This window comes from Pseudomonas sp. M5A4_2d (genome assembly GCF_053345295.1).
In genome coordinates this window covers 82,500-107,741 of the sequence record NZ_JBKEZW010000003.1, presented here as the reverse complement: position 1 = coordinate 107,741, position 25,242 = coordinate 82,500, and the positions used below count along the sequence as shown (strand labels likewise).

The 25,242-nt window shown below is 60.9% G+C and carries 18 protein-coding genes; 1 reads left to right on the top strand and 17 read right to left on the bottom strand.

All coding sequences use genetic code 11. The annotated features are described in order from the left end of the window. Positions 1-83 precede the first annotated feature (83 nt). The 11 genes from ureC to urtA all read right to left on the bottom strand — a co-directional run bounded on the left by ureC (position 84) and on the right by urtA (position 10,331). The gene (ureC, locus tag ACLBW8_RS11090) at positions 84-1,784 is read right to left on the bottom strand and encodes an urease subunit alpha (RefSeq protein ID WP_064450452.1); all 1,701 of its coding nucleotides are present in this window, start codon (positions 1,782-1,784) and stop codon (positions 84-86) included. A 114-nt stretch (positions 1,785-1,898) separates the two neighbouring features. Next, positions 1,899-2,204 carry an urease subunit beta gene (locus tag ACLBW8_RS11085; RefSeq protein ID WP_447805366.1) on the bottom strand — a complete coding sequence of 102 codons (306 nt, stop codon included), beginning with the start codon at positions 2,202-2,204 and terminating at the stop codon, positions 1,899-1,901. Then, positions 2,201-2,734: an N-acetyltransferase family protein gene (locus ACLBW8_RS11080; protein ID WP_447805365.1), complete on the bottom strand. Its 534-nt coding sequence runs from the start codon at positions 2,732-2,734 to the stop codon at positions 2,201-2,203. The genes ACLBW8_RS11085 and ACLBW8_RS11080 overlap by 4 nt, the downstream gene beginning before the upstream one ends. Positions 2,735-2,739: 5 nt before the next feature. Further along, positions 2,740-3,252: an N-acetyltransferase family protein gene (locus tag ACLBW8_RS11075; RefSeq protein ID WP_447805364.1), complete on the bottom strand. Its 513-nt coding sequence runs from the start codon at positions 3,250-3,252 to the stop codon at positions 2,740-2,742. A 9-nt stretch (positions 3,253-3,261) separates the two neighbouring features. Further along, positions 3,262-3,564: an urease subunit gamma gene (ureA, locus tag ACLBW8_RS11070; protein ID WP_003171437.1), complete on the bottom strand. Its 303-nt coding sequence runs from the start codon at positions 3,562-3,564 to the stop codon at positions 3,262-3,264. A gap of 178 nt (positions 3,565-3,742) precedes the next feature. Then, positions 3,743-4,582: an urease accessory protein UreD gene (locus ACLBW8_RS11065; RefSeq protein ID WP_128591434.1), complete on the bottom strand. Its 840-nt coding sequence runs from the start codon at positions 4,580-4,582 to the stop codon at positions 3,743-3,745. A gap of 42 nt (positions 4,583-4,624) precedes the next feature. Further along, entirely contained in the window at positions 4,625-5,323 is a 699-nt protein-coding gene (gene urtE / locus ACLBW8_RS11060; protein WP_447805363.1) for an urea ABC transporter ATP-binding subunit UrtE, read from the bottom strand. Positions 5,324-5,470: 147 nt separating this feature from the next. Then, positions 5,471-6,343, bottom strand: a complete 873-nt coding sequence (urtD, locus tag ACLBW8_RS11055; RefSeq protein ID WP_447805518.1) for an urea ABC transporter ATP-binding protein UrtD — start codon at positions 6,341-6,343, stop codon at positions 5,471-5,473. Continuing rightward, positions 6,343-7,422, bottom strand: coding sequence for an urea ABC transporter permease subunit UrtC (gene urtC / locus ACLBW8_RS11050; protein WP_064450460.1), 1,080 nt, complete (start codon positions 7,420-7,422; stop codon positions 6,343-6,345). The genes urtD and urtC overlap by 1 nt, the downstream gene beginning before the upstream one ends. Continuing rightward, a complete protein-coding gene (gene urtB, locus ACLBW8_RS11045; protein ID WP_447805362.1) occupies positions 7,422-8,924 on the bottom strand; it encodes an urea ABC transporter permease subunit UrtB in 1,503 nt (500 codons plus the stop codon). The genes urtC and urtB overlap by 1 nt, the downstream gene beginning before the upstream one ends. Before the next feature lie 141 nt (positions 8,925-9,065). After that, entirely contained in the window at positions 9,066-10,331 is a 1,266-nt protein-coding gene (gene urtA / locus ACLBW8_RS11040; RefSeq protein ID WP_064450462.1) for an urea ABC transporter substrate-binding protein, read from the bottom strand. A 289-nt stretch (positions 10,332-10,620) separates the two neighbouring features. On the opposite strand from urtA, the gene ACLBW8_RS11035 reads away from it, so the two are divergent. Further along, on the top strand, positions 10,621-16,512 hold the full coding sequence (locus ACLBW8_RS11035) for a DUF4329 domain-containing protein (protein ID WP_447805361.1): 5,892 nt from the start codon (positions 10,621-10,623) through the stop codon (positions 16,510-16,512). Positions 16,513-16,514: 2 nt separating this feature from the next. Here ACLBW8_RS11035 and ACLBW8_RS11030 read toward each other — a convergent pair whose 3' ends face one another. From ACLBW8_RS11030 to ACLBW8_RS11005, 6 genes are all read right to left on the bottom strand, one after another. Next, positions 16,515-17,525 (bottom strand): FecCD family ABC transporter permease, encoded by a 1,011-nt coding sequence (locus tag ACLBW8_RS11030; RefSeq protein ID WP_447805360.1) that lies wholly within the window; start codon positions 17,523-17,525, stop codon positions 16,515-16,517. After that, the gene (locus ACLBW8_RS11025) at positions 17,522-18,469 is read right to left on the bottom strand and encodes an ABC transporter substrate-binding protein (protein WP_447805359.1); all 948 of its coding nucleotides are present in this window, start codon (positions 18,467-18,469) and stop codon (positions 17,522-17,524) included. The genes ACLBW8_RS11030 and ACLBW8_RS11025 overlap by 4 nt, the downstream gene beginning before the upstream one ends. Continuing rightward, positions 18,466-19,254 (bottom strand): ABC transporter ATP-binding protein, encoded by a 789-nt coding sequence (locus tag ACLBW8_RS11020; RefSeq protein ID WP_447805358.1) that lies wholly within the window; start codon positions 19,252-19,254, stop codon positions 18,466-18,468. Before ACLBW8_RS11020 ends, ACLBW8_RS11025 begins: the two co-directional genes overlap by 4 nt. A 138-nt stretch (positions 19,255-19,392) precedes the next feature. Next, on the bottom strand, positions 19,393-21,501 hold the full coding sequence (locus ACLBW8_RS11015) for a TonB-dependent receptor (protein WP_447805357.1): 2,109 nt from the start codon (positions 21,499-21,501) through the stop codon (positions 19,393-19,395). Positions 21,502-21,652: 151 nt separating this feature from the next. Next, positions 21,653-23,035 carry a PepSY-associated TM helix domain-containing protein gene (locus tag ACLBW8_RS11010; RefSeq protein WP_432751178.1) on the bottom strand — a complete coding sequence of 461 codons (1,383 nt, stop codon included), beginning with the start codon at positions 23,033-23,035 and terminating at the stop codon, positions 21,653-21,655. A gap of 123 nt (positions 23,036-23,158) precedes the next feature. Next, entirely contained in the window at positions 23,159-25,219 is a 2,061-nt protein-coding gene (locus ACLBW8_RS11005) for a TonB-dependent copper receptor (protein ID WP_447805356.1), read from the bottom strand. Positions 25,220-25,242: the final 23 nt, after the last annotated feature.

The following is a 25,242-nucleotide window of genomic DNA, read 5'->3' as shown; positions in this document are numbered from 1 at the left end:
GGCCTGCGGCAATTTGATCAGTCACCGCGACTCAGCCCCGCAGACGAACCGTCAGGTTCGCCTTCGGGGCTGAGTTGTTTTCGCTAGAACAAAAAGTAGCGCTGGGCCATTGGCAACACCTCTGCGGGCTCACACCACAGCAACACCCCATCGGCTTTGACCTGATAGGTCTGTGGGTCCACTTCGATATCCGGCAGGTAATCGTTGTGGATCAGGTCGGTTTTCTGCACGTTGCGACAGCCCTTGACCACCTCAATCTGCTTTTTCAAACCCAGGGCTTCGGGCAAGCCGGCTGCCTGCGCCGCCTGGCTGATAAAGGTCAGGCTGGTGGCATGCAACGCGCTGCCGAAGCTGGCAAACATTGGGCGGTAATGCACCGGCTGCGGCGTGGGAATCGACGCGTTGGCGTCGCCCATCAGGCTTGAGGCAATTGCGCCGCCCTTGAGAATCAGGGTCGGCTTGATGCCGAAGAACGCCGGGCGCCACAGCACCAGGTCGGCCCACTTGCCCACTTCAATCGAGCCGACGATATGGCTGATGCCGTGGGTGATCGCCGGGTTGATGGTGTACTTGGCGATGTAGCGTTTGGCGCGGAAATTATCATTACCGGGGCCGTCGCCGGGCAGGGCGCCGCGCTGTTTTTTCATCTTGTCGGCGGTCTGCCAGGTGCGCGTGATCACTTCGCCGACGCGGCCCATGGCCTGGCTGTCGGAGCTGATCATCGAGAACGCACCGAGGTCGTGCAGGATGTCTTCGGCGGCGATGGTTTCGCGGCGGATGCGGCTTTCGGCGAAGGCCACGTCTTCGGCAATGCTCGGGTCCAGGTGATGGCAGACCATCAACATGTCCAGGTGCTCGTCGATGGTATTGCGGGTGAACGGCCGGGTCGGGTTGGTGGAGCTGGGCAGCACGTTAGGGAAGCCGCAAGCCTTGATGATGTCCGGCGCGTGGCCGCCACCGGCACCTTCGGTGTGGTAGGTGTGGATGGTGCGGCCCTTGAGGGCGGCGAGGGTGGTTTCGACAAAGCCGGATTCGTTGAGCGTGTCGCTGTGAATCGCCACTTGCACGTCGTATTCATCGGCAACGCTCAGGCAGTTGTCGATGCTGGCCGGTGTGGTGCCCCAGTCTTCATGCAGCTTCAAACCGATGGCGCCGGCCTTGACCTGCTCGACCAACGGCTCCGGCAAACTGGCGTTGCCCTTGCCGGTGAAGCCGATGTTCATCGGGAACGAATCGCTGGCTTGAAGCATGCGCGCCAAGTGCCACGGGCCCGAGGTGCAGGTAGTGGCATTGGTGCCGGTAGCCGGGCCGGTGCCGCCGCCGATCATGGTGGTGACGCCGCTGGTCAGCGCCTCTTCGATCTGCTGCGGGCAGATGAAATGCACGTGGGAGTCGATGCCGCCGGCGGTGAGGATCATGCCTTCACCGGCAATCACTTCGGTGCTGGCGCCGATGGCCATGGTCACGCCCGGCTGTATATCCGGGTTGCCGGCCTTGCCGATCGCGTGAATGCGGCCGTTCTTCAGGCCGACGTCGGCTTTGACGATGCCCCAGTGGTCGATGATCAGCGCGTTGGTGATCAGCGTGTCCACCACTTCATGGGCGAGCAACTGGCTTTGGCCCTGACCGTCGCGAATCACCTTGCCGCCGCCGAATTTCACTTCTTCGCCGTAGACGGTGAAGTCCTGCTCCACTTCGACGAACAGCTCGGTGTCGGCCAGGCGGACCTTGTCACCGACGGTGGGGCCGTACATGTCGGCGTAGGCTTGGCGGCTGATTTTCATGTGTGTGAGCCCTGAGAAAAAATGTGTTGAATGTGAAATCGTTTTCGCGAGCAAGCCCGCTCCCGCATTTGGAATGCATTCCCCTGTGGGAGCGGGCTTGCTCGCGATGAGGCCCTAAAGGTCACCCATAATCCGCCCGGCGAAGCCGAACACCCGGCGCCCACCGCTCAAATCCACCAACTCGATTTCTCGACTCTGCCCCGGCTCAAACCGCACCGCCGTGCCCGCCGGAATATTCAGGCGCATGCCACGGCTCGCGGCGCGATCAAAGGTCAGCGCGTCATTGGTTTCGAAAAAATGATAATGCGAGCCCACCTGGATCGGCCGGTCGCCGCTGTTGGCCACGCTGAGGGTGATGGTGCGCCGGCCTACATTGAGCTCGATGTCGCCAGGCTGGATCTGATATTCACCAGGAATCATGCAGGTTGCCCCAGGGTCTTGAAGTAGATGGCGGTCGGGCTGTAGCGCCCGTCCGGGCTTTGGCAGTAATCGGGCAATTCACCGATTTTGGTGTAGCGCAGCGACTGGTAAAACGCTTCGGCGCCGGAGCCGGCTTCGGTGTCCAGGTACAACAGGCCGCGCTTGTGCTGGCGCGCGGCGAGTTCCAGGGCGCTCATCAATTGCTGGCCCAGGCCATGGCGCCGGGCGCTGCTGTGTACCAGCAGCTTTTGCACTTCAGCACGGTTCAGGCCATTGGCTTTCTGGCACAGCGCCAGTTGTACGCTGGCGATCACCTGCTCGTCTCGCACCACTACCCACAACAGCAGGCTGGCGTCTTCGATACTCGCCTGCACGCCATTCAAATAGGCACGGGCCTGGGCTTCATCGAAGTCGGCCATAAAACCGACCGAAGCACCGTGCTTCACCGCGTCCAGCAACAGCTCGATCAAGCCCAGGCGGTAATGGGCAAAACTTTCAGCATTCACTCGACGCAGTTGGGCGGTGTTCATCGATCTCACTCCTTGGGCGGTTCGGCGCCCGGATTCAATGTCAGTTGCATAAAGGTCAGGTCCAGCCAGCGACCGAACTTGATGCCCACTTGTGGCATTTGCCCGGTCGTGACGAATCCCAGGCGCTCATGCAGGCGGATAGACGCCTGGTTGCCGCTTTCGATGGCTGCGACCATCACGTGTTTGCCGCAGGTGCAGGCACGTTCTATCAGGGCTTGCATCAGGCGTGGGCCGAGGCCTTTGCCGCGCTGGTCGTTGCGCACGTACACCGAGTGCTCGACGCTGTAGCGAAAGCCTTCGAAAGGCCGCCAGTCGCCGAATGAGGCGTAGCCGGTGACCTCATCGTTTTCGACTGCCACCAGAATCGGATAGGCCTGGGCCTGGCGCGCACTGAACCAGGCCTGACGGTTAGCCAGGTCGACCGGTTGTTCGTTCCAGATCGCCGTGGTGTTCAATACGGCGTCGTTGTAGATGTCTCGAATGGCCGGCAGGTCTTGCGCGGTTGCATCACGAATCATGGCCGGGCCTCACGCGATGGGCTGGTGGACGGTGACCAGCTTGGTGCCGTCGGGGAAGGTGGCCTCCACCTGGATATCCGGGATCATTTCCGGGATGCCTTCCATCACTTGCTCGCGGCTGAGCAGGGTGGTGCCGTAGTGCATCAGGTCGGCGACGGTGCGGCCATCGCGCGCGCCTTCCATCAGCGCGGCGGATATGTAGGCGATGGTTTCCGGGTAGTTGAGCTTCACACCCCGTGCCAAGCGGCGTTCGGCCACCAGGCCGGCGGTGAAGATCAGCAGTTTGTCTTTTTCCCGTGGGGTCAAATCCATGGTTCAAGGTCCTTCACAGATAGCATGCTTAAATACAACAGAGACCCAAGAGTGGGAGCGGGCTTGTGTGGGAGCTGGCTTGCCTGCGATGCAGGCAACTCGGTGTATCTGATGTACCGAGGTGATGCCATCGCAGGCAAGCCAGCTCCCACACAAACTGATTTCCACATTTTGATCGTCATGTGCTCCAGATTCTCGGGGCGACTGCTTCCCGCCCCAGCACGGCCGGGCGCAACAGCCGCCATAAATCAATCAACCAGCCCCGTGCCAGCAAGGCTTCACTGGCCAAACAGCGGGCCACCAGCAGGCCTGGCAATTGGGTCAGGTCGCCGCGCACCGCGTGCGGCAAGGCGCGGCAGTGTTCCAGTAATTCGGGGTCGATATCGCCAGTGAGCAACAGCGTGGCAAACACCGGCTGGCCGTCCAGCCCAATGGGTGAGTCGAGCAAACCGTCGGCGCCTACAATGCGCTGGCGCTCATGCCAGAGCAACTGGCCGTCGCGGCGAATGTCCAGGTGCGATTGGAAGTGGCCGAGGTCGAAACGCTCGCCACTGGCCGGGCGGCCGAGGGCGACCACGTCCCAGTAGAACAGCCGGGCATCGCCTTGCAGATCAATACGCGTGGTGAGTTCGGCCTGGGCGGCGCTGAACACGATGGTTTCCTGAGGCAGCCATTCCAGCGTGGCGCCAGCTTCTACCGTCAGTTCAAGCTTTTGAAAGGCCGGGCCGCTGGCGCGGTACCACTTGGCCGCGCCGGGGCTGGTCAATTGCGCCCAGGCATTGGCGCCGACATGGGCGCTGATGTCCAGGCGATCACCGCCGGCAATCCCACCGGGCGGGTGCACGATGATGTGCTGGCACACCTCGGGGCCTTCGGCGTACAGGTGCTTTTGCACGCGCAGCGGGCCGAGGTGGCGGCGCATCACCGGGCGCGTGGTGTCGCCGAAACGCGCGTAGCCGAGCTCCAGCTCGGCGTGCCAGCTGGGGGTGAACAGGGCGGGAGTAACGGGCAGGTTCATGGCTGTTTGCTTATCTTCGGACGCTAAAGATTAGATTCTTACTTATATAGAAACCAGCCCGCGCACACCCTCACTTTCCATATTTTCACCTCGGCCTTGCTGGACGATTTCACCGCGTGACATCACCAGGTACTGGTCGGCCAGCTCGGCGGCGAAGTCGTAGAACTGCTCCACCAACAGGATTGCCATGTCGCCGCGTGCCGCGAGTTTCTTGATCACCATGCCAATTTCCTTGATCACCGACGGCTGGATGCCTTCGGTAGGCTCGTCGAGAATCAACAGGCGCGGGCGGCTGGCCAGCGCACGGCCGATTGCCAACTGTTGCTGCTGGCCGCCGGACAAATCACCGCCACGCCGGTGCTTCATCTGCAGCAATACCGGGAACAGTTCGTAGATAAACGCCGGGACCTCTTTGGCCTCGGAACCGGGAAAACGTGAGAGGCCCATCAACAGGTTTTCTTCCACGGTCAGGCGCCCAAAAATCTCCCGGCCCTGAGGCACGTAGGCAATGCCAGCATGCACGCGCTGGTGCGGCTTGAGCCCCGTAATGGCCTTGCCTTCCCAGTTCACCGCGCCCTCTTTGGCCGGCAGCAAACCCATCAGGCATTTGAGCAGGGTGGTCTTGCCCACGCCATTACGGCCGAGCAGGCAGGTGACTTCGCCGATTTTTACGTCAAATGACAGCCCGCGCAGGATGTGGCTACCGCCGTAGTACTGATGCAGCGTGTCGACTTGCAGCATTCTGGAGTTCTCCTCAATTCCCTTGTGGGAACCGGATCAATGTGGGAGCTGGCTTGCCTGCGATGGCATCACCGTGGTCCCACGGGTAGACCGAATCGCCTGTATTGCAGGCAAGCCAGCGCCCACATAAAGCAGTTCACGTCAGCATCAGCGACCGAGATAAACCTCGATCACCCGCTCATTTTCCTGCACCTGTTCCAGCGACCCTTCGGCCAGCACGCTGCCCTGGTGCAACACCGTCACGTGGTCGGCAATCGAGCCGACGAAGCCCATGTCGTGCTCCACCACCATCAGCGAGTGCTTGCCCGCGAGGCGCTTGAACAGTTCGGCGGTGAATTCGGTTTCGGCGTCGGTCATGCCCGCTACCGGTTCGTCCAGCAGCAACAGCTGCGGGTCTTGCATCAACAACATGCCGATTTCCAGGAACTGCTTCTGGCCGTGGGACAGCAGCCCGGCCGGGCGCTGTACCGAAGCGGTCAGGCGGATGGTCTCGAGCACTTCATCGATACGGTCTTTCTGCTCGCCGCTCAGGCGTGCGCGCAGGCTGGCCCACACGGACTTGTCGGTTTTCTGCGCCAGTTCCAGGTTTTCGAACACGCTCAGGGCTTCGAATACCGTGGGTTTCTGGAACTTGCGGCCGATGCCGGCCTGGGCGATCTGCACTTCGCTCATGCTGGTCAGGTCGAGGGTTTCGCCAAACCAGGCCTTGCCGTGGCTGGGGCGGGTCTTGCCGGTGATCACGTCCATTAGCGTGGTTTTGCCCGCGCCGTTGGGGCCGATGATGCAGCGCAGTTCGCCGACGCCGATGTACAGGTTCAGGTCATTGAGCGCCTTGAAACCGTCGAAGCTGACACTGATGTCTTCCAGGGTCAGGAGGGTGCCGTGGCGGGTGTTGAGACCCTTGCCTGCGGCCTGGCCGATGCCGATCGCATCGCGGCTGCTGCCCGCATCTTTGTTCGGCTCAAGAATAGGTTCGAGCATAAATTCCGCCGTCGCAGTGGCTCTCGGTTCTAGATGCATCATTGCTCACCCCGTTTCTTCAACAGGCCGATGACACCCTTGGGCAAATACAGGGTGACGATGATGAACAGCGCCCCGAGAAAGAACAGCCAGTATTCCGGAAACGCCACGGTGAACCAGCTCTTCATGCCGTTCACCACGCCGGCGCCCAGCAGCGGGCCGATCAGTGTGCCGCGCCCACCCAAGGCCACCCACACAGCGGCTTCGATGGAGTTGGTCGGCGACATTTCGCTGGGGTTGATGATCCCCACCTGCGGCACATACAGCGCCCCGGCCAGGCCACACAAGACGGCGCTCAACACCCACACAAACAACTTGAAACCGCGCGGGTCGTAACCGCAAAACATCAGGCGATTTTCGGCGTCGCGCAATGCCGTCAGTACCCGGCCGAACTTGCTCTGCGCCAGGCGCCAGCCGGTGTACAAGCTGGCGACCAGCAACACCACCGTGGCAAAAAACAACACCGCTCGCGTGCCTGGCTCGGTAATGCCAAAGCCCAGGATGCTGCGAAAATTGGTGAAGCCGTTGTTGCCGCCAAACCCGGTCTCGTTGCGGAAAAAAAGCAGCATCCCGGCAAAGGTCAGGGCCTGGGTCATGATCGAGAAATACACGCCCTTGATCCGCGAGCGGAAGGCGAAGAACCCGAACACCAGCGCCAGTAAACCCGGCGCCAGCACCACCAGGCACATGGCCCAGAGGAAGTGTTCGGTGCCCATCCAATACCAAGGCAACTCAGTCCACGACAAGAAGGTCATGAACGCCGGTAGCTCGTCCCCGGACGCCTGACGCATCAGGTACATGCCCATCGCGTAACCGCCCAGGGCAAAGAACAGGCCGTGGCCGAGGGACAACATCCCTGCGTAACCCCACACCAGGTCCAGGGCCAGGGCGACGATGGCGTAGCAGAGGATCTTGCCCATCAGTGTCAGGGTGTAGGCCGACACATGCAGCGGATGTTCAGGCGACAGCAGCGAGCATACGGGCAGGGCCAGCAGCAGGATCAGGATCACCGCGCCCACCGCTATCGTCACTTTGGGGCCGGCCTTTTGCGTGGCCGTAAGCATCAATGGCTGGTTCATCAGTCGATCACCCGTCCTTTCAGTGCGAAGAGTCCTTGCGGGCGTTTCTGGATAAACAGAATGATCAGCGCGAGGATCAGGATCTTGCCGAGTACGGCGCCGATCTGTGGCTCCAGAATCTTGTTGGCGATGCCCAGGCCAAAGGCGGCCATGACGCTGCCGGCCAACTGGCCGACACCGCCGAGCACCACCACCAGGAATGAGTCGATGATGTAGCTCTGGCCCAGGTCCGGGCCGACGTTGCCGATCTGGCTCAAAGCAACGCCGCCTAAACCTGCGATACCGGAGCCCAGGCCAAACGCGAGCATGTCCACGCGCCCGGTGGGTACGCCGCAGCAGGCGGCCATGTTGCGGTTCTGGGTGACGGCGCGCACGTTGAGACCCAGGCGGGTCTTGTTCAGCACCAGCCAGGTCAGCACCACCACGCACAGCGCGAAGGCGATGATCACAATGCGGTTGTATGGCAGCACCAGGTTGGGCAGCACTTGAATGCCACCGGACAGCCATTCGGGATTGGACACTTCGACGTTCTGCGCACCGAACACCAGACGCACCAATTGGATCAGCATCAGGCTGATGCCCCAGGTGGCGAGCAGGGTTTCCAATGGCCGGCCGTAGAGGTGGCGAATCACCGTACGCTCCAGGGCCATGCCAATGGCGGCGGTGACAAAAAACGCCACTGGCAGCGCGATCAACGGGTAGAACTCGATGGCCGCAGGTACGTAGCGCTGCATCATCAGTTGCACCACGTAGGTCGAATACGCGCCGAGCATCAGCATCTCTCCGTGGGCCATGTTGATCACGCCAAGCAGGCCGAACGTAATCGCCAGGCCCAAGGCGGCAAGCAACAGGATCGAGCCCAGGGACATGCCGCTGAAGGCCTGGCCGAGGATTTCGCCGAACATCAGTTTGCGTTTGACCTGAGCCAGGCTGGTCTCGGCGGCGGTGTGCACGGCGGCGTCGGTTTCGACACCCGGCGCGAGCAACGCCTCAAGACGCGTGCGGGCCAGCGGGTCGCCGGTGCCGCCCAGCAAACGCACGGCGGCGAGGCGCACGACGGGGTCGGTGTCGACCAGTTGCAGGTTGGCCAGGGCCAGGCTGAGGGCGGTGTGCACGTCCTCGTTGGTTTCGGCGGCAACTTGCTGGTCGAGGAATTTGAGTTGCGCAGGTTGCGCGCTTTTTTGCAGGGTTTTTGCCGCTGCCAGGCGCACCTTGGGGTCGGCGGCGAGCAGTTGCTGGCTGGCTTGGACGTTGTCGATCAGCCCGCGCAGGCGGTTGTTCAGGCGTACGGTTTTGGTTTCACCGTTGAGCGTGAGCTGGCCTTGTTGCAGGGCGTCCACCAGTTCGATGCGCGCGGGGTCGGGCTGGGCGGCCCAATCCTGGAGCAGCTTGGCTTGTTGCGTCGGGTTGGCAGCGAGGAAGTCTTCGGCATCGCCTGCCTGTGCTGCGAAAGGCAGCAACAGCAAGGCAGCGAAGATGAAACGGTAAAGGGCAGTGGGCATATTGGTCGGCCTTACGCGGACAAATGTGGGAGCTGGCTTGCCTGCGATAGCGGTGTTTCAGATACACCGAGTCGTCTGCATCGCAGGCAAGCCAGCTCCCACAGGGTTTGTGTCGACACTCAGGTGTCGACACCCCTCGGATCAGTTGCTCTTCACGGCGTAATCCGGCTTCTTGTCATTGCCTGGAATGTACGGGCTCCACGGCTGAGCGCGGATCGGTTTTTCGGTCTGCCACACCACCGAGAACTGCCCGTCAGCCTGGATCTCACCGATCATCACCGGCTTGTGCAGGTGGTGGTTGGTTTTATCCATGGTCAGGGTGAAGCCCGACGGCGCGGCGAAGGTCTGGCCGGCCATGGCTTCGCGCACCTTGTCGACGTCGGTGGACTTGGCTTTCTCAACCGCTTGCGCCCACATGTGGATGCCTACATAGGTGGCTTCCATCGGGTCGTTGGTCACGGCTTTATCCGCGCCTGGCAGGTTGTGCGCCTTGGCGTAAGCCTTCCAGTCGGCGACGAATTTCTTGTTTACCGGGTTCTCCACCGACTGGAAGTAGTTCCAGGCCGCAAGGTTGCCCACCAGCGGCTTGGTGTCGATGCCGCGCAGCTCTTCTTCACCCACCGAGAACGCTACCACCGGCACGTCGGTGGCCTTCAAGCCCTGGTTGGCCAGCTCTTTGTAGAACGGCACGTTGGAGTCGCCGTTCACGGTGGAGATCACGGCGGTCTTGCCGCCGGCGGAGAATTTTTTGATGTTGGCAACAATGGTCTGGTAATCGGCGTGGCCGAACGGGGTGTAGACCTCTTCGATGTCTTTATCCGCGACGCCTTTCGAGTGCAGGAATGAACGCAGGATTTTGTTGGTGGTGCGCGGGTACACGTAGTCGGTGCCGAGCAGGAAGAAACGCTTGGCGCCGCCGCCTTCTTCGCTCATCAAGTATTCCACCGCCGGGATCGCCTGCTGGTTCGGCGCCGCACCGGTATAGAACACGTTTGGCGACATTTCTTCGCCTTCGTACTGCACCGGGTAGAACAGCAAGCCGTTGAGTTCTTCGAACACCGGCAACACCGATTTACGCGACACCGACGTCCAGCAGCCGAACACCACGGCAACCTTGTCCTGGGTCAGCAACTGGCGGCCTTTCTCGGCAAACAGCGGCCAGTTCGAGGCAGGGTCCACCACCACCGGCTCGAGCATTTTACCGTTCACACCGCCTTTGGCGTTGATCTCGTCAATGGTCATCAGCGCCATGTCTTTAAGCGAGGTTTCGGAGATGGCCATGGTCCCCGACAGCGAGTGCAGGATGCCGACCTTGATGGTCTCGGCGGCCTGTACGGTCCAGGTTAACCCCATGGCGACAATGGATGCCGACAAAGTTAAAGCCTTGATCAAGCTACGACGCTGCATGGTGCGATCTCCGTAAACCGATAGTTTTTATGGGGCAGATACACAGGACTTTGCAAAGGCTGTGCCTGCTGCACACAACGTGCGCATCCAAGGGCGTTGGCCGGCAACACAGGTGGAGCTGCGCACCAAATTGGCGCCGCAAAGGCTGTCGAGTGCACGGCCGGCCCTTAAAAAGAGCGCTCGGCGCATGGGGTGCCTATTTAGCCCCCCGCGTCATCCATTGCTACCGAACATGGGCGCTGCGGTCGCCAATCTCTGGCGCCTGGGGACTTGAGCGGGAACAGATGATATGAAGCGAGTCAAGCGTGGTTGGTTTGGGGCGGACCCGGTGAAACCGGTGCAGCTGCCACCGATAGGGCCGGGGTTTATCAGCATGGACGATGCGGCTCGCTACGCCCATGAGCAGGTGGGCGACAAGCGGGATCAGGAATATGGCGGGGTGATTTTGCAGAGCTTGGCCGATGAGCTTTTTTATGCGACCGACCCTATCGAAGGGGGCGGCAATTTTTTTGACGTGACCACGGTGTTGAATCGGGACAGCAATAAGCAGCTCCTGCACCCCGACGGTTATCGGTGTGTAGCGGATTTTCACTCGCACCCGGATTTTTTCACTGAGTATAAGGAAAACCACCCCGACTTTTCAGATCGCCGGATCAAGGCGTTGAACAGCTTTTACTCAGAAGCAGACCTGGCGGCCAATATTCTGGAACCGCCTTTTTTTACCGCGTCCTATTTATCCGGTCCTGATGGTTCGCTGTTAAAACATGTCCCTACCCGGTCGGAGGCTGAGCGCCGTTTTGGTGTTTGGCTGGAGCAAAAGGAGCCGTTCGGCCGGCCTGACGGCTATGACGGTGTGGTGGAGAATTTATTCAAGAAAGTGGCCAGTGTCAGCCAACTGTCGATTGTGGTGTCCAATGCTGTGTGGGGTGGGTCTACCGGAGAGGTGCCCGATAACTGGAAGCCCTATCAAGCCTTTACCTCTCCAAACCAGGACCTGCCGGCCTGCGGTCCGGTGCAGGCAAGCCTTGGCGACGCGCTCAGTTATGCCCAGGCGCGGTTGACGGCTACGGCCCAGGCGATTCAGCAAGCCTTTGTGCTCAAGCATGACGACAAGGACCTTTACGCAGTGACCGAGCCGTCGGGCACAAGCGGCCAACAGATCTACGCGCAACACGTATTTCCTGTCGATAAAGATGGCAAGCATCGCCTGCCTGCCCATTTTCATTTGATCGGCATCTACTTGGGGCAGGGTGCCTATGTGGCACTTGCGCAAACCAAGCAGCCTTGGTTATACCGCAGCTTTTTTTCGCCGCCAGAACTGGCCTGGCATCTTTCCCAGGCACGGTTGGCGCCTGAGTTACTCAAGCAAGAAGCCCCGGCTATCTTCCATGCCACCCCGGATGGCGCGTTGTTGAAATACACCTGCACCTTCTCGGTTGCCGAGGCGGCGCTTTATCGGGTTGAGCCCGATGGGGCCGTTGTGGATAACGGCATCGATACGGCCTTGATCGCAGGCAGCCTTCGCCCTCGTGATTTTGTTCTGCGTCTGGCGGCAGCAGGTCGATTGGAGGTGCTCAGGACGAGCACCTTGTGGGACAAGATCGGCCCGGTCGGCGATGACTGGCGCCCATACTCGAAGATTCCCGAACCCCAGTTCAGCCCGGCCTTTATAACAGCCGACGACGCAGCCCGCTGGGCGCACCTGCTTATCGGACAGCGTCGCGATGTCGAGTACGGTGGTGTGATTCTCAAACGCGGCGGCCGCTACTACGCCACTCACCCGGTGGCGGACCAACGCAATAGTTTTGATCATGGGTTGGTGCTGGCCAAGGACCGCGAAGGCAACTTCATCGCCCCTGATGATTACAGCGCCGAGGCGTTTTATCACTCCCATCCGGCGGATGCCGCACAAATCCAGGGCATGTTCCCCAGTTTCACGGCTGACCAGGTACTGCTGTTCAACAACTTCTACTCCGTGGCGGATCAGCTCTTCAGCTTCAAGCACCGAACGTTCGCCAAGGCTCACTATTTTTCCGGGCCGGACAATGTGCTGCTCAAGTACGTCAGCAGTGGCTCGGCGGTGGAAAAAACCTGGGAGCAACACCTTCGCGCTGGGACAGTTGAAGCCAGCAATGATTTCGAGAACCTTGTCTGGAAGCTGGCCGAGGCGGGGGAGCTGTCTGTACTGATTGCACATACGGTTTGGGGGGGCGTGCGCGGTCGGGTGAACACCGGCTGGCGAATCAACACACCCGTGACCAGCAGCAGCGCCGTACTGCAACAACCCTTTTTCACCTCAGTGTTTCCAAGCCCGGAAACCGCCGTGCTGCGTGCGCTGTTGCTCGCGGGCGCAGCAGGTGAGGGCGCGATGGGGTTTGTCCTCAAGCACACCCGTCAGGATGCCTACGTGGCGACGTTGGCCCAGCCCAAGCGTGATCCGCTGTTTACGCCCAACGACGTGTTTCCAAAGCGCACTGACGGCAACCTTCGATTGCCTTCCCAATACCGGCTGGAGGCGATTTATTTCAATAGCTGGTACGAGCAGGACGAAGTTGCGGCGCGGGAAAAATGGCTGGCCAGTACCTTTTTTACGCCTGCGCAAGTGGTCGCCGCAACCCGCCAGGCGCGTGTGACCCTGGGCATCCAGGATTCGGCCCGTGGGTTGTCCCTGTACATGCACGCCTCGGATGGCGCCTTGTTGACGCTCAAGGTGCCCGAGGCCACCGCCACGACCGAGCTGGTCAGGCAAAACAGCACGGGTGAGCTTGACGATAACGGCGCACAAGCGGCAATGGTCGCCGGGACATTGAGCCCGCGCGATTATGTGCGCAGGGTGATTGCAGCGACCGAGCTGTCGGTGGTTCAGGCCGGTGGCTTGTGGCGTACGGTCGGCAGGGTGGAAAACCGTTCCAACCTGCTGATGTCGTTTTTCAAGGCAACGTTGAGCCGTTCGTTTCTCTCGGCACGCGATGCGGCGGTGTATGCCCATGAGCAAATTGGCAACACTCGGGACCGCTACTACGGCGGTTATATCCTCAAGGGCGAAGACGGTCGTTTTGTCATCTCTGAGCCCATTGTCAGTGCGGTCAATCCTTTTGCCTTCACGCTGTTTTTTCCAAACAATAACCAAGGGCCGTTGATCCCGCCGGAACCTTTTGTGCTGCACGGGCGTTACGGCTCCCACACCGCGCTGTCGATGGTCGACCCGGCCAGGGTCGCACGGCGCGGCTGGACGCGGGAGGAGGCGCAGATCAACCTGCAAGTGTTTTCCGACGATGAAATGTATTCGATCATCCCGGCCGGACGGGTGGCGTACCTGTCGGGCGCGCAGGACTGCTTGTTGGAGTACACCCCAAACAATTCGCCCGAGGAAAAACTGCTACTGGCCAATATTGGCCCACAGGCCGGTGACAACAGCCTTGGCAAGCGCCTCGACAGCGGGCAGATCCGGCCGGCCGATTGGGTCCGGCGAGTGGCCGCGGCGGGGGACTTCAAGATCATCCAGGGCAACCCCCTATGGGGCCCGCGCTCGGTGGTCTACAACGACTGGTCGCCCAACTATAGCTACGCCCCCAAGTCCGGTCCCCCCGACTACGCTACCTACGGTGCGCTGTTCGCCAGCGCCGATGAGGCTGCCCGTAACCTGCATGGGCGAGTGCATGGTCGCAACTTCAAGAATAAGGACTGCTTTGCATTCATCCTCCGGCACCGGGATCGGGAGCAGTATGTTGCGAGTGAAGTAGTGGGGGCTACCGCTCTGCAAAAGCCCTTCAATCTCGGCAGCCTTTTTGAGCGAGAAGCCGGAGGCGGCTACCAGCTGCCCGACGGCTTTGTATTGCATGGGTTGTTTCGGTCGCAGCAATGGTCGCCTGCGGGGCTGAATACGTCGAGCGCTTGGCTGACCCTGTATTTTGTGATGCCTGAGGTGTTGTACGTTGCCCTCTATGAAGCGAACCGCAGTGGCGTGAATGGCCTGCCGATCTATTTCTCAACCCTTGATGGCGCGCTGTTGCAGTATGTGCCTGGCTTGATGGACGTAAAAAGTGGCGGCCTGGTCGACAGGCTGCTGACTCAAGCACGTGCCGAGCTGGACTCCGGCCAGAAGAGTCCCAGGGACTTCGTTAAAGAGTGGGCGATGAGAGGAAATCTCCATGTGCTCCGAACCAGCTTGTTCTGGGATAAAGCCGGGTGGGTCGGCGATGCCTGGGCCAGCTACGCAACCTTAATGCCGCGGCGTTTAAGCCCAGCGTTTGCCAACCCCGATGACGCGGCCCGCCATGCCGCGGCCTTAGTAGGCAACGGCTACCGTCGTGCTTATGGTGGGGTGATCCTCAGATTGGTCAATGGGCTGTTTGCCTCGACTGAGCCGCTGGCGCTGCCGCCTCGGGGGCTTGCATTGCACTGGATCTACCCTGAAGTGGCTGCCGATATGAGGCTTTATCCGGGGGGCAGTACCATTGTTGCGCGCTACCGGTCGGTGGTGAACCAAGAGGTGCCGTTGCTGCTGTCCGCCACTCAGAAAGCCATCTACAAAACCATGATACCCAGTGCGGTATTGTCGAACCTGTTGCACCGTGAAGCCCACATCAAGCGTGAATATGCGTTCGGTGCCAATGGCTCGATCCTCAGTTACCAACTGTCGGACTCTGCTGCGCAGGCGTTGCTCAAAGACCGTCTGGCGCCCCTGAACCTGGTCAAGGGTGATTACGGCGACAACCTCATTGAACAGCAACTGCGCAGCGGCGCGCTTTCGCCGCAAGCATTTGTGACTGAAGTCGCGAAGGCGGGGCATTTGTATGTGGTGAAGGGCGACCCTGTATGGGGCATGTCCAGGCAGATAAAGACGGAGTTTTTGGCCGGAGTAGGTGAACTCCAAGCCCGGGAGATTCGCCAGGTACCTTTCGACTCGCCCTGCGGCCCGATCTTTACCCGGGCGCTCGATGCCGTGCGCTACGCCCAGCGCTTGTGGACGCCGCAAGACGAGGTGGCCTTCGGTTACGTACTCAAGTCGAGGAACGAGCCGCTCTACATGACGACCCTGGCGCTGGTCAGGGAGAACTTTGCCGATTTCAAGCAAGTGTTCAGCAACGGCCAATTGCCCCAAGGGTATGTACTGGATGGCGTGTACCTCTGTGCTTCCAACGCCTCAATCGCTGCCACCACTGATGAAATGGCGCAGAGCTTCTTTCCCCTTTCATATATCAACAAAGCCCTGGGCTTCATCACCAGCGCACGCAATGGCACGACGCTGCCGCTGTATTTGTTGTGCCGCGACGGTGCGTTACTCACGTATGTGTTACCCAAGACGGTGTCGTTGTACGAATGGATGAGCAATGAGCACCTCGACCGCTCGAAATTGCTCGAAGGCTCCCTCACAGTGCGCGACTATGTGCGCCGTCTCGCCGTAGCGGGTGAGCTGCACATCAGGGTCACCAGCGAGGTGTGGGGCAGGAAAGAGCGGGTCACGGCGCAATGGGTGCCCAAAAAAGCACCCCACGCGTTTGCAGACGACCCCTATTTTCATTCGTTCTGCGGGCCGCTGTTTTCTTATCCCGATGATGCGGCGCGTTATGCCCAAGGCTTGGTGGCACCTTACAAGGGCAAGCAATACTTGGGCGCGGTACTGACGCCAGGGCAAACGCAGGGGTATGTCGCGATTGATCCGGTGGAGGATCAGGGCACGGGAGGTGCAAGTACCCTGGAACTGTTGTTCTGGATCGATCATGCCGGGTTCGACGTGCCTGACGGCAATGTGCTGAAGACCTACAAAATCGCCGCTGTGCAGGCGTTTTATAAGGCTATTCCTACGACTTCCAGCCTGGGGCCGCTGGACAAAAACCTGTTGAAAAACTTCGTCTCCAAGGATGACTTGAGCGACTACGTGTCGGTGGTCAGGAGCAATCTTCCCGATGCCGAGAGCTGTTACTTGTCTTGCCGGGGTGGTGCTCTGCTCAAGTACAAGCCGGGGTTGGATCCGGCTGAAGCCAGGCTGTTGGGCCCAGTGGCGGCGCCAACCCCCAGTGTACTGGTTAGTCAATTGCAGGGCCTGGGCACGTTGTCAGTGCTGGTCATCGACGCCTTCTGGTCACGGCCAGGAGTGCTGGGTGAAGAGTGGAAGGTCCACGATATGCAGGCGGAGCCTGATGTCAGCAAGTTCTGGTATGACCGTGATGAACTCTGACCTCAGCGCTTGCGCATCAAGCCGATAAAAAACAGCCCGCCAATCGCCGCCGTCGCCACGCCAATGGGCAGGTCTTCGGGGGCGATCAGGGTGCGTGCCGCGACGTCGACCCACACCAGGAATACACTGCCCAGCAGCACGCACACCGGCAGCAATCGCCGGTGCTCGGCCCCGACCAGACGCCGGGCGATATGCGGCACCATCAGGCCGACAAAGCCGATGGAGCCGCTGATGGACACCAGTACACCCGTCATCAACGAGGCGACCAGGAACACTTTGAGCCGCACGTTGCGCGCGTTCAGGCCCAGGGTCACGGCAGTCTGCTCGCCGGCCATCAACGCATTCAAAGGGCGCGCCATACCGAGCAAGAGCAGCAGCCCCAACAGTACGGTGGCGGCCGGAATCGCCAGCAGTTCCCAACGCGCCAGACCCAGGCCGCCGAGCATCCAGAACATCACCGCCGAGGCTGCTCGGTGGTCGCCCATGAACAGCAGCAAGTTGGCCACCGCCATCATCACGAACGATACCGCCACGCCGCACAACAACAGGCGATCGCTCTCCAGGCGCCCATTGCGGCTGGCTACCGCCAACACCACCAGCATGCTCAGCAAGGCGCCGATAAATGCGGCGATGGGCAGGGTCAACAGGCCAATGACTTCGCCCACATGCAGCACCACGATCACTGCGCCGAGGGTGGCGCCGGAAGTCACGCCGAGCAGGTGGGGGTCGGCCAGCGGGTTACGCGTCACCGCCTGCAATACGGCGCCGATCAGCGCAAGCCCGGCGCCCACCAGTGCACCGAGCAACATGCGCGGTACGCGAATCAGCCAGACGATATGTTCCTGGCCTGCGCTCCAGTTCACCTCACCGACACCGAACGCCTTGTTCAGCAGAATCCGCCACACCACGTCCACCGGCACCGGCGCTGAGCCGAACCCCAGCGAGATCACGCAAGAGAGCAGCAACAAGGCGCCAAGGGCACTTAGCAACAGGACGTAGCGACGGTTGATCATTCGCCGTGAAACCCCTTGGCCAGTGTTTCAACGGCCAGCACGTTGTCGATACCCGGCGTGGCCTGCACGTAAGGAATCACGATGAAACGTTGGTTCTTGATAGCGTCCACCGATTGCAGCGCCGGGTTGTTGAGCAGGAACTGTTCCTTCTGCTCGGCGGTGATTTCGCTGTAGTCGACGATCACGATCACCTGCGGGTTGCGCTCTACCACGGTTTCCCAGTTGACGCGGGTCCAGCTGGCGTCAATGTCATCGAGGATATTGCGCCCACCCGCAGCGGCGATCAGCGCCTGGGGCATGCCCAGGCGGCCGGAGGTCATGGCGCGGTCTTCGCCGCTGTCATAGAGAAACACCCGTGGTTTGCCTTCGGGCAGGTGCTTTTGCACCTCAGCGATTTGCGCTTGCATCTGTGCGATCAGGGCATTGGCGCGATCTTGCACGTCGAAAATCCTGCCCAGGTTGCGCAGGTCGGTATAGGTGTCTTCCAGGGTCGCGGCCGGGCGCTTCATCACGAAGGCGCACGATTCGGTCAGCTCGTAGACGTTGATGCCCAACGGTTGCAGGGTTTGCGGCGTGAGGTCGCCACCCACGCGCATGCCGTAGTCCCAGCCGGCGAAGAAGAAATCCACGTTGGCGTTGAGCAGGGTTTCCACCGAGGGGTACTTGCTCGCCAGCTCCGGCAGGCCGTCGAGGGTCTTGGCCATTTCCGGTGTCACTGACTTCCAGCCGGTCACACCACTGTAGCCTGCCATGTGCGATTTGAGGCCCAGGGCGAGCATCATCTGGGTCATGTTGATGTCGTGGCTGACCGCGTGTTTCGGCGCTTCCTGGAAGGTCACATCGCGGTTGCAGCTTTTGACCGTCACCGGGTAGCGGGTGGCGTCGGCGTACGCTTGAGCAGTGCCGAGTAATAGAGCGAGAGACAGCAGGGAGCGCAGGATCATGGTTGGGTTATCCAGGTGATTCGAGGGTAGCCGGACAAGGGGTGAGTATCGATCAGTGCTTCGACGCCAAACACGTCGCGCAGCAACTCGGCGGTGAGGACTTCGTGGGGCGTACCACTGGCGACGATGCGCCCATGGTTGATCACGTACAGGCGATCACAGAAGGCGGCGGCCAGGTTAAGGTCATGGATGCTGGCCAGTGTGCCGATGTTCAGCCGCTTGACCAGCCTCAGCAGCTCCAGTTGATAGCGCGGGTCGAGGTGGTTGGTCGGCTCGTCGAGGATCAACAACTGAGGTTGCTGCGCCAATGCACGGGCCAGGATCACCCGCTGTTTTTCACCTCCGGAGAGAGTGGCGAAAGCATGCTCTTCAAAGTTCTGCATGCCGACCGAGGCCAGCGCTTGCCGAATCAATTCCAGGTCGTGCAGCGTATTGCTGTCGAACAAGCCTTTGTGAGGCGTGCGACCCATGGCGACGACTTCATCCACACGCAGGCCGAAGGCGTCGGGGAATTCCTGCAACACGACAGCGATACGTTGCGCGCACCACTTTGCACGTTGCTTCCACACCTGTTGGTGTTCGAGCAGCACGTCGCCGTGTTGCGGCTTGCTGAAGCGATAAGCACAGCGCAGCAGGCTGGTCTTGCCGCTGCCATTGGGGCCGATCAGCCCGACAAACTCGCCCGCACCGACTTGCAAACTGGCGTCATGCAGTTGGAACCGGTGATTGCAGTGGTCGTGACCGGGTGGGGTCCAGGTCAGGCCAGCGAGGGTGAGTGAAGTCATCAGTGTTCTCTTGTTCAGCACAATTCAAATGTGGGAGCTGGCTTGCCTGCGATAGCTGTCTGCCGGGCACTGATTGAGTGGCTGACCCACCGCTATCGCAGGCAAGCCAGCTCCCACACTGGAGCGCGTGTTGTTCTGTTAAAAGGTGTAATCCGCCGTGACGAAGAAGGAACGCGGTTCCCCCAGGATCCACTGCTGGCCATCGTTGTATTGGCTGACGGCGTAGGTGCGGTCGAACAGGTTATTCAGTTGCAGGCCCAACGTGGTGTTGCGCATGGCTTTCCACGATACCGTGGCGTCGACCACGGTGTAGCTCGGTACTTCGCGGGTGTTAGCGGTGTTGGCATACCGTGCGCTGACGTAACGCACACCGGCACCGGCGCGGATGTCGTCGCTCACGGCCTTGCTCAACCAAAGGTTGGCGGTACGGTTTGGCACGTCTACCGGTCGGTTGCCATCGCGGGACACCGGCTGTTGGTTGACGACTTCAGAGAAATCGTCGTACTGCGCCCGCACGAGGGCGGCATTGGCTTGCAGCTGCCAGGCGTTGGGCAGTTGCAGGTCCAGGCTGGCTTCCAGGCCGTTGGAAGATTGTTGGCCGACTTGTTCCTTGAGGTCGGTGCCGGGAATGCTCACCAACAGTTTCTTTTTTACGATGTGATAGGCCGCCAGGGTCCACTCGCCACGCGAATCCCAGAACGCCTGTTTGAAGCCGATTTCGGCCTGCTTGGCGGTAGACAAGCCGAACTGCTGTTGGCTCGGGCTCAGGCTGATCAGGCTGCCGACGCCATCGGTGCTGGTGGCGTACTGGCCGTAAACCGAAGTGTCCGGGGTGATTGCGTAGACCAGGCCGGCTTTCCAGTTATTGCCGGTCAGGGTCTTGTTGGCGTCGTTGTTCTCTACTGTCAGATCATCGCTGTCGATGTGCAGGTAGTCACGGCGCACGCCGGTGATCAGCGACAGTTTATCGGTCAGTTGCAGGCGGTTTTCCGCGAAGGCGGCGAGCTGTTTAGTCGTGCTGACGGACTGCGGGACAAACGCGCTGGCGCTTTCAAACGGCTGCGGCACCGGGTGGTTGATATCCACCGGTTGGCCTTGGTCCGTGGCATCGGTGAATGGCGCGTTGCTGGCCAGGCGGAAGCGAATACGGTTGTACTCGACACCCGTCACTGTCCGGCTGTCGAGGCCAAACAGACTGTGCGCGAAGGTAAAGGTCTGGCGGTCGCCGACCTGCTCCTGGTTGTGCTTGATGCCCAGGTAGTTCTGGCGCACCAAGCCGCCCGCCACAAAGTTATAGCTCTCGGCGTTCTGCCAGCGGCGCTGGTTTTTCAGGTACGACAGTTCGTTGGTGGCGGTGACGTTGTCGTTGATCTGCCACTCGCTGGTCAGGCGCGTCCATTGGTCGTTGTAGTGCAGTGTGTTGTTGCTGACGTTGTAGTTCTTTTCGCGCAGGCTTTTGTGTAACTGGCCGTTGATCAGCGGGGTGCCGTAGTCGTTCTGTGGGCTCTGGTCGCCATAGTCGTGGGCCAGGGTGAAGCTGAGGTTGTCGGCCGGCTGCCAGCGCAGGGCGCCGCTGACGAAGTCGCTGGCCGAGTCGCCACGGTCGATGAAACCGTGGCTGCGCAGGCGGTTGATGTTCAGGCGATAGCTCAGCGTGTCGGTCAGCGAGCCGCCGCTGTCCAGGGCTTCCTGCTGGCGGTCATAGGACCCGTAGCCGAGGCGGATGTGGTTTTCGATTTCGCCTTCAAACGGCTTCTTCGAAACGGTGTTGATCACCGCGCCCGTGGCGCCCTGGCCATACATTACCGAAGCGGGGCCGCGCAGAACGTCCACGCGCTCAACCGACCAGGTGTCCACCGGGAAGGTGGAAGTGCCCGCACCCTCGAACATGCGCTGGCCGTCGTACAGCTGCAGTACCGAACTTTGCCCGGTAAAACCGCGCGCCTGCAACGAGGTACCGCCGTCGCCCGGCGTGCCGGTGCGGCTGATGCCGGTGGCGCGGGAGATGGCGTCCTGCACGCTGGCGTCGCCGCGTTCGCGGATTTTTTCGCCGGTCTGGCTCTCGACACTGCCCGGCGTTTGCAAGGCCGTGAGGTTCAGGCGCGAGCCGGCGGTGGTCGGGGTATTCAAGTCGACGCGTTCATCATCCACGGCCGGCGCGGTCACGGGGCTGGCGGGCAGGGTCAGGGCCTGGGCGCTGTTATGCAAGGCAAGCAGGCACAGGCCGCACGCAAAGTACTTGTTCATCGGTCGATCAATCGCTTCTTGAAGAGGTGCTCGCCGCAGGGCGCGGCGAGCAACGATAACGCAGAAAGTGTTATAAGTTAACACTTATCGGCTGCGGGACAAAAGTCGCGCAAGGCTACAGAAGGGCTCTGTCCTGGGCATCTCGCCTGCTTCATGCCGAACCTGAGGCGGATTCATGTGGGTTGAAAAAGCGCGCCAACACCAGGCGATCCAAAGCCCATACCACGATCAACGAGGCGCCCACCAAGGGAAAAATAATCGCCAGCGCGAGCATGATCACCATCGCGGTTTTCCACCTCGGCAGGTCATGGCGCAACGGCGGAACACCCAGCCCGCCCTGTGGCCGGCGCTTCCACCAGATCACTACGCCACTGACCGCACTGAGCAAAATCATCAGGCAAATCAGCAGCACGATCAGCTGGTTCACCCAGCCGAACATCTTGCCTTCGTGCAGCATCACGCCCGTCTCGGTGGCGCGGGCAACCGTGTTGTAATGTTCCCAACGCACATCGGCCAGCACCTTGCCGGTGTACTGGTCCACGTGCAGGGTGGCGTCGTTGCGCGGGTCATTGGCAAATACCGCGACCGTGAACACGCCGTCGGCAGTGGTCGGGAAGGTGATGCTGTAGCCGGGCTCGACCTTGCGTGCGGTGGCCAGGTCGACCACTTGTTGCAGGCGCAAAGTAGGGGCGGCCGGCGCGTTACTCATGGCGCCGTGCTTCATGTGTTCGGCGTGGTCGCCGGACATCGGCATCGGCGTATTTTCCATGGCCCAGGGCACGGTTTGTTGGCTGGCGGTATTGAGGATGCGTGCCTGCTGGTCGGACTGCGGCACGTTGTTCCACATCGCCGCCGGGAAGGTGTTCCACAGGTCGGCGTATTGCTTGCCCCAGAAGCCGGTCCAAGTCATGCCGCTGAGCAGCATCACCAGCAAAAACGCCGCGCCCCAGAAGCCTGCAACCGCATGCATGTCGCGCCAGAACACACGGCCGCGACGGCTGAACCGTGGCCACAACACACCGGCCGACGACGTGCCGCGAGGCCACCACAGGTACACGCCGGACACCACCAGCATCACGCCCCAACCGGCGGCGAGCTCCACCAGGCGATCACCCACGGTGCCGATCATCAGCTCACCGTGCAGTGCCCGGGCGATGGCTTGCAGGTTGTTTTTTGCATCTTGTTCGCCGAGTACGGTGCCGCGATACGGGTCAACAAACACCGTCACTTCGCGCCCGCCCTCATGCATCACAAATTGCGCGCTGCTGGTGGCGTCGGCAGGCGGCAGGTACTTGCTGATTTTGCCTTGGGGGAAGGCTGCCTGTGCCCGTTGCAATTGTTCGTCGGCACTCAAGGCGTGCTCGGCGCTTTGCACCTTGAGCAGGTCGCCATACATCAATGGGTCTAGCTGGGGTTTGAACAGGTAGATGATGCCGGTCAGGGCCAGCAGCACCATGAAAGGGGCAACGAAGAGCCCGGCGTAGAAGTGCCAGCGCCAAGCGAGGTTGTAGAAGGAAATCTTTTGAGTGGTCATCAGGGTGCTCCGCAAGGCATTATTTTTTTTGGGTCAGTTATGCCGCCATCGGGAGCAAGCCCCCTCTCACATTTTGATTTGTGAATACATTCAAATGTGGGAGGGGGCTTGCTCCCGATGCTGTTAGAAACTCATATCGACTTTGGTCCAGAGCGTGCGTCCCGGCTCCTTGATGGCTTGCGGGTCGTTGGCCGGGTAGCCGAACCCGGCATTGCCGGCCAGGTTCAGGTGCTCGGCGTAAGCTTTGCCGAACAGGTTGTCGACGCCGGTGCTGACCTTGAAGTTTTTATTGATGCGGTACGCGGCGTTCAGCGAGAACACGCCAAAGCCGGCGCTTTTATCGAAGTCCTTGCCGACCACGTTGCCTTTGTTCTGGTCGATGCGGTTTTGCGCCGCGACCACTCGCCACAAGGCGCCGGCGCTCCAGTCATCCTGGCTATAAGTCAGGCCGAAACGTGCATCCAACGGCGGCATCTGTGGCAGTGCCTTGCCGTCGCTGCTGTTCTTGCCCCAGGCATAGGCGAGCGTGGCGTCGGCCTTCCAGTGACGGGTCAACTTGTAGGCCGTACCGAGTTCGCCGCCCATGATCCGCGCGTCGACATTGCGAGCCTGGGAAGTGGTGCCCATCATTCCGGGCTTGTAGTCGAACAGGATGAAATCGCGCACCTGGCCGACATAACCCGAGGCCCAGGCTTCGAGGTCGGCGGTTTTGTATTGGGCGCCAAAGTCGAGCTGGGTGGTCTTCTCTGGCTTCACGCCGTCGAAGGCATTCACCGAACCCACCGCGCCGGTGTTGGGGGAAAACAGCTCCCAGTAATCCGGGAAACGTTCCGAGTGGCCCAGGCCGGCGTAGACGGTGGTGGGCGTGTCGGCCAGGTCGTGTTCATAACGCACGAAGCCCGATGGCAAGGTGTCGGCGCGTGTGTCGTCGGCGGTCGGGTTGGGCCGGGCCATCGTTCCCGAACCGCTGGTTTGTCGGAAGTCCTTGGCTGAGGCGCGGTCCAGGCGCGCGCCGGTGATCAGGCGGTCGCGGTCCGCGGCGTACCAGGTCAGTTCGCCAAACACACCGTAATTATGGAAATTGGCGTCCTTGTTACGCGGCACATCCTTATAGGTATCGACGCCCATGCCCATGCGTTTGCGGTGTTCGTCTGTCTGCGCATCCAGGCCGCCGATCAGTTGCACATCGGCCCAGCGCCAGGTTGCCTTGATCCGCGCACCCAAGGTGCGCCGGTCGACGTTGGAGGCCATGGGGCCAGCCATCATCCCGGTGCCCGACGGTGTGCGCAGGCTGTAGTTGTCCATCACGTGGTCGGCGTAGTTGTAGTAAACCTGGGCTTCGACCTTATCCAGCACCTCACCGATGTTGGACTTCTCGAAGCGCAGCCCCAGGCTTTCCCGCAGGAACTGCGAACCGTCCATGCCGCGCGCGGCGTAGCGTGCTTCGCCATCGCCACGCCCGGCGGTGAGTCCCAGCAGGGTGTCGGCGTCAGGGGTGAAACCGACGGCGACGTCGCCGTTCCACTTGTCGTAGCGCGAGGCGACGGTGTGGTTATTGCCGTCTTTGTAATCGTCGGCGTGCGCCTGGTTACCGATCACTCGCACGTAACCCAATGGGCCACCGGCGGCGGCATCGATGACTTTATCGAAGCGCCCGTTGGAACCGCCCAGCACACTGGCGTTGACCCGCGTGCCCAACTCGCCGAACTGCTCCGGCTCGCGCTCGAACAGGATGGTGCCGGCCGACGCGCCCGGGCCCCAGAGCACGGTTTGCGGGCCTTTGATCACGGTGAGCTTGTCGTAGGTTTCCGGCGAGATATATGAGGTGGGCGCATCCATTCGGCCCGGGCAGGCGCCGAGCATCACGCCGCCGTTGGTGAGGATATTCAGGCGCGAGCCGAACATGCCGCGCAGCACCGGGTCGCCGTTAGTACCGCCGTTGCGCACCAGGGCGAAGCCCGGGATGGTCTTGAGGTAGTCGCCGCCATCACTGGCCGGCACCGGTTGGCGTGGGTCTTTTGGGTTGGTAATAACGGTCAGCGGCGAGCTGGGAGCGATCGCCGTGATGACGGTGGGGCTTAGTTCGTGATCTTCAGCCTGTGCATGTGGCACCAACAATGTGCCAAGCAGAACAGCAAAAACAGGGGTGCATCCCAAACGGGTGTCAGCAGAAAACCTGGACATGAAAAATTCCATCAATCATTCGT

What these genes read in the sequence shown, in the direction of transcription:
- ureC (WP_064450452.1), bottom strand. Translation starts at nt 1,784, where the DNA reads ATGAAAATCAGCCGCCAAGCCTACGCCGACATGTACGGCCCCACCGTC.
- ACLBW8_RS11085 (WP_447805366.1), bottom strand. Translation starts at nt 2,204, where the DNA reads ATGATTCCTGGTGAATATCAGATCCAGCCTGGCGACATCGAGCTCAAT.
- ACLBW8_RS11080 (WP_447805365.1), bottom strand. Translation starts at nt 2,734, where the DNA reads ATGAACACCGCCCAACTGCGTCGAGTGAATGCTGAAAGTTTTGCCCAT.
- ACLBW8_RS11075 (WP_447805364.1), bottom strand. Translation starts at nt 3,252, where the DNA reads ATGATTCGTGATGCAACCGCGCAAGACCTGCCGGCCATTCGAGACATC.
- ureA (WP_003171437.1), bottom strand. Translation starts at nt 3,564, where the DNA reads ATGGATTTGACCCCACGGGAAAAAGACAAACTGCTGATCTTCACCGCC.
- ACLBW8_RS11065 (WP_128591434.1), bottom strand. Translation starts at nt 4,582, where the DNA reads ATGAACCTGCCCGTTACTCCCGCCCTGTTCACCCCCAGCTGGCACGCC.
- urtE (WP_447805363.1), bottom strand. Translation starts at nt 5,323, where the DNA reads ATGCTGCAAGTCGACACGCTGCATCAGTACTACGGCGGTAGCCACATC.
- urtD (WP_447805518.1), bottom strand. Translation starts at nt 6,343, where the DNA reads ATGCATCTAGAACCGAGAGCCACTGCGACGGCGGAATTTATGCTCGAA.
- urtC (WP_064450460.1), bottom strand. Translation starts at nt 7,422, where the DNA reads ATGAACCAGCCATTGATGCTTACGGCCACGCAAAAGGCCGGCCCCAAA.
- urtB (WP_447805362.1), bottom strand. Translation starts at nt 8,924, where the DNA reads ATGCCCACTGCCCTTTACCGTTTCATCTTCGCTGCCTTGCTGTTGCTG.
- urtA (WP_064450462.1), bottom strand. Translation starts at nt 10,331, where the DNA reads ATGCAGCGTCGTAGCTTGATCAAGGCTTTAACTTTGTCGGCATCCATT.
- ACLBW8_RS11035 (WP_447805361.1), top strand. Translation starts at nt 10,621, where the DNA reads ATGAAGCGAGTCAAGCGTGGTTGGTTTGGGGCGGACCCGGTGAAACCG.
- ACLBW8_RS11030 (WP_447805360.1), bottom strand. Translation starts at nt 17,525, where the DNA reads ATGATCAACCGTCGCTACGTCCTGTTGCTAAGTGCCCTTGGCGCCTTG.
- ACLBW8_RS11025 (WP_447805359.1), bottom strand. Translation starts at nt 18,469, where the DNA reads ATGATCCTGCGCTCCCTGCTGTCTCTCGCTCTATTACTCGGCACTGCT.
- ACLBW8_RS11020 (WP_447805358.1), bottom strand. Translation starts at nt 19,254, where the DNA reads ATGACTTCACTCACCCTCGCTGGCCTGACCTGGACCCCACCCGGTCAC.
- ACLBW8_RS11015 (WP_447805357.1), bottom strand. Translation starts at nt 21,501, where the DNA reads ATGAACAAGTACTTTGCGTGCGGCCTGTGCCTGCTTGCCTTGCATAAC.
- ACLBW8_RS11010 (WP_432751178.1), bottom strand. Translation starts at nt 23,035, where the DNA reads ATGACCACTCAAAAGATTTCCTTCTACAACCTCGCTTGGCGCTGGCAC.
- ACLBW8_RS11005 (WP_447805356.1), bottom strand. Translation starts at nt 25,219, where the DNA reads ATGTCCAGGTTTTCTGCTGACACCCGTTTGGGATGCACCCCTGTTTTT.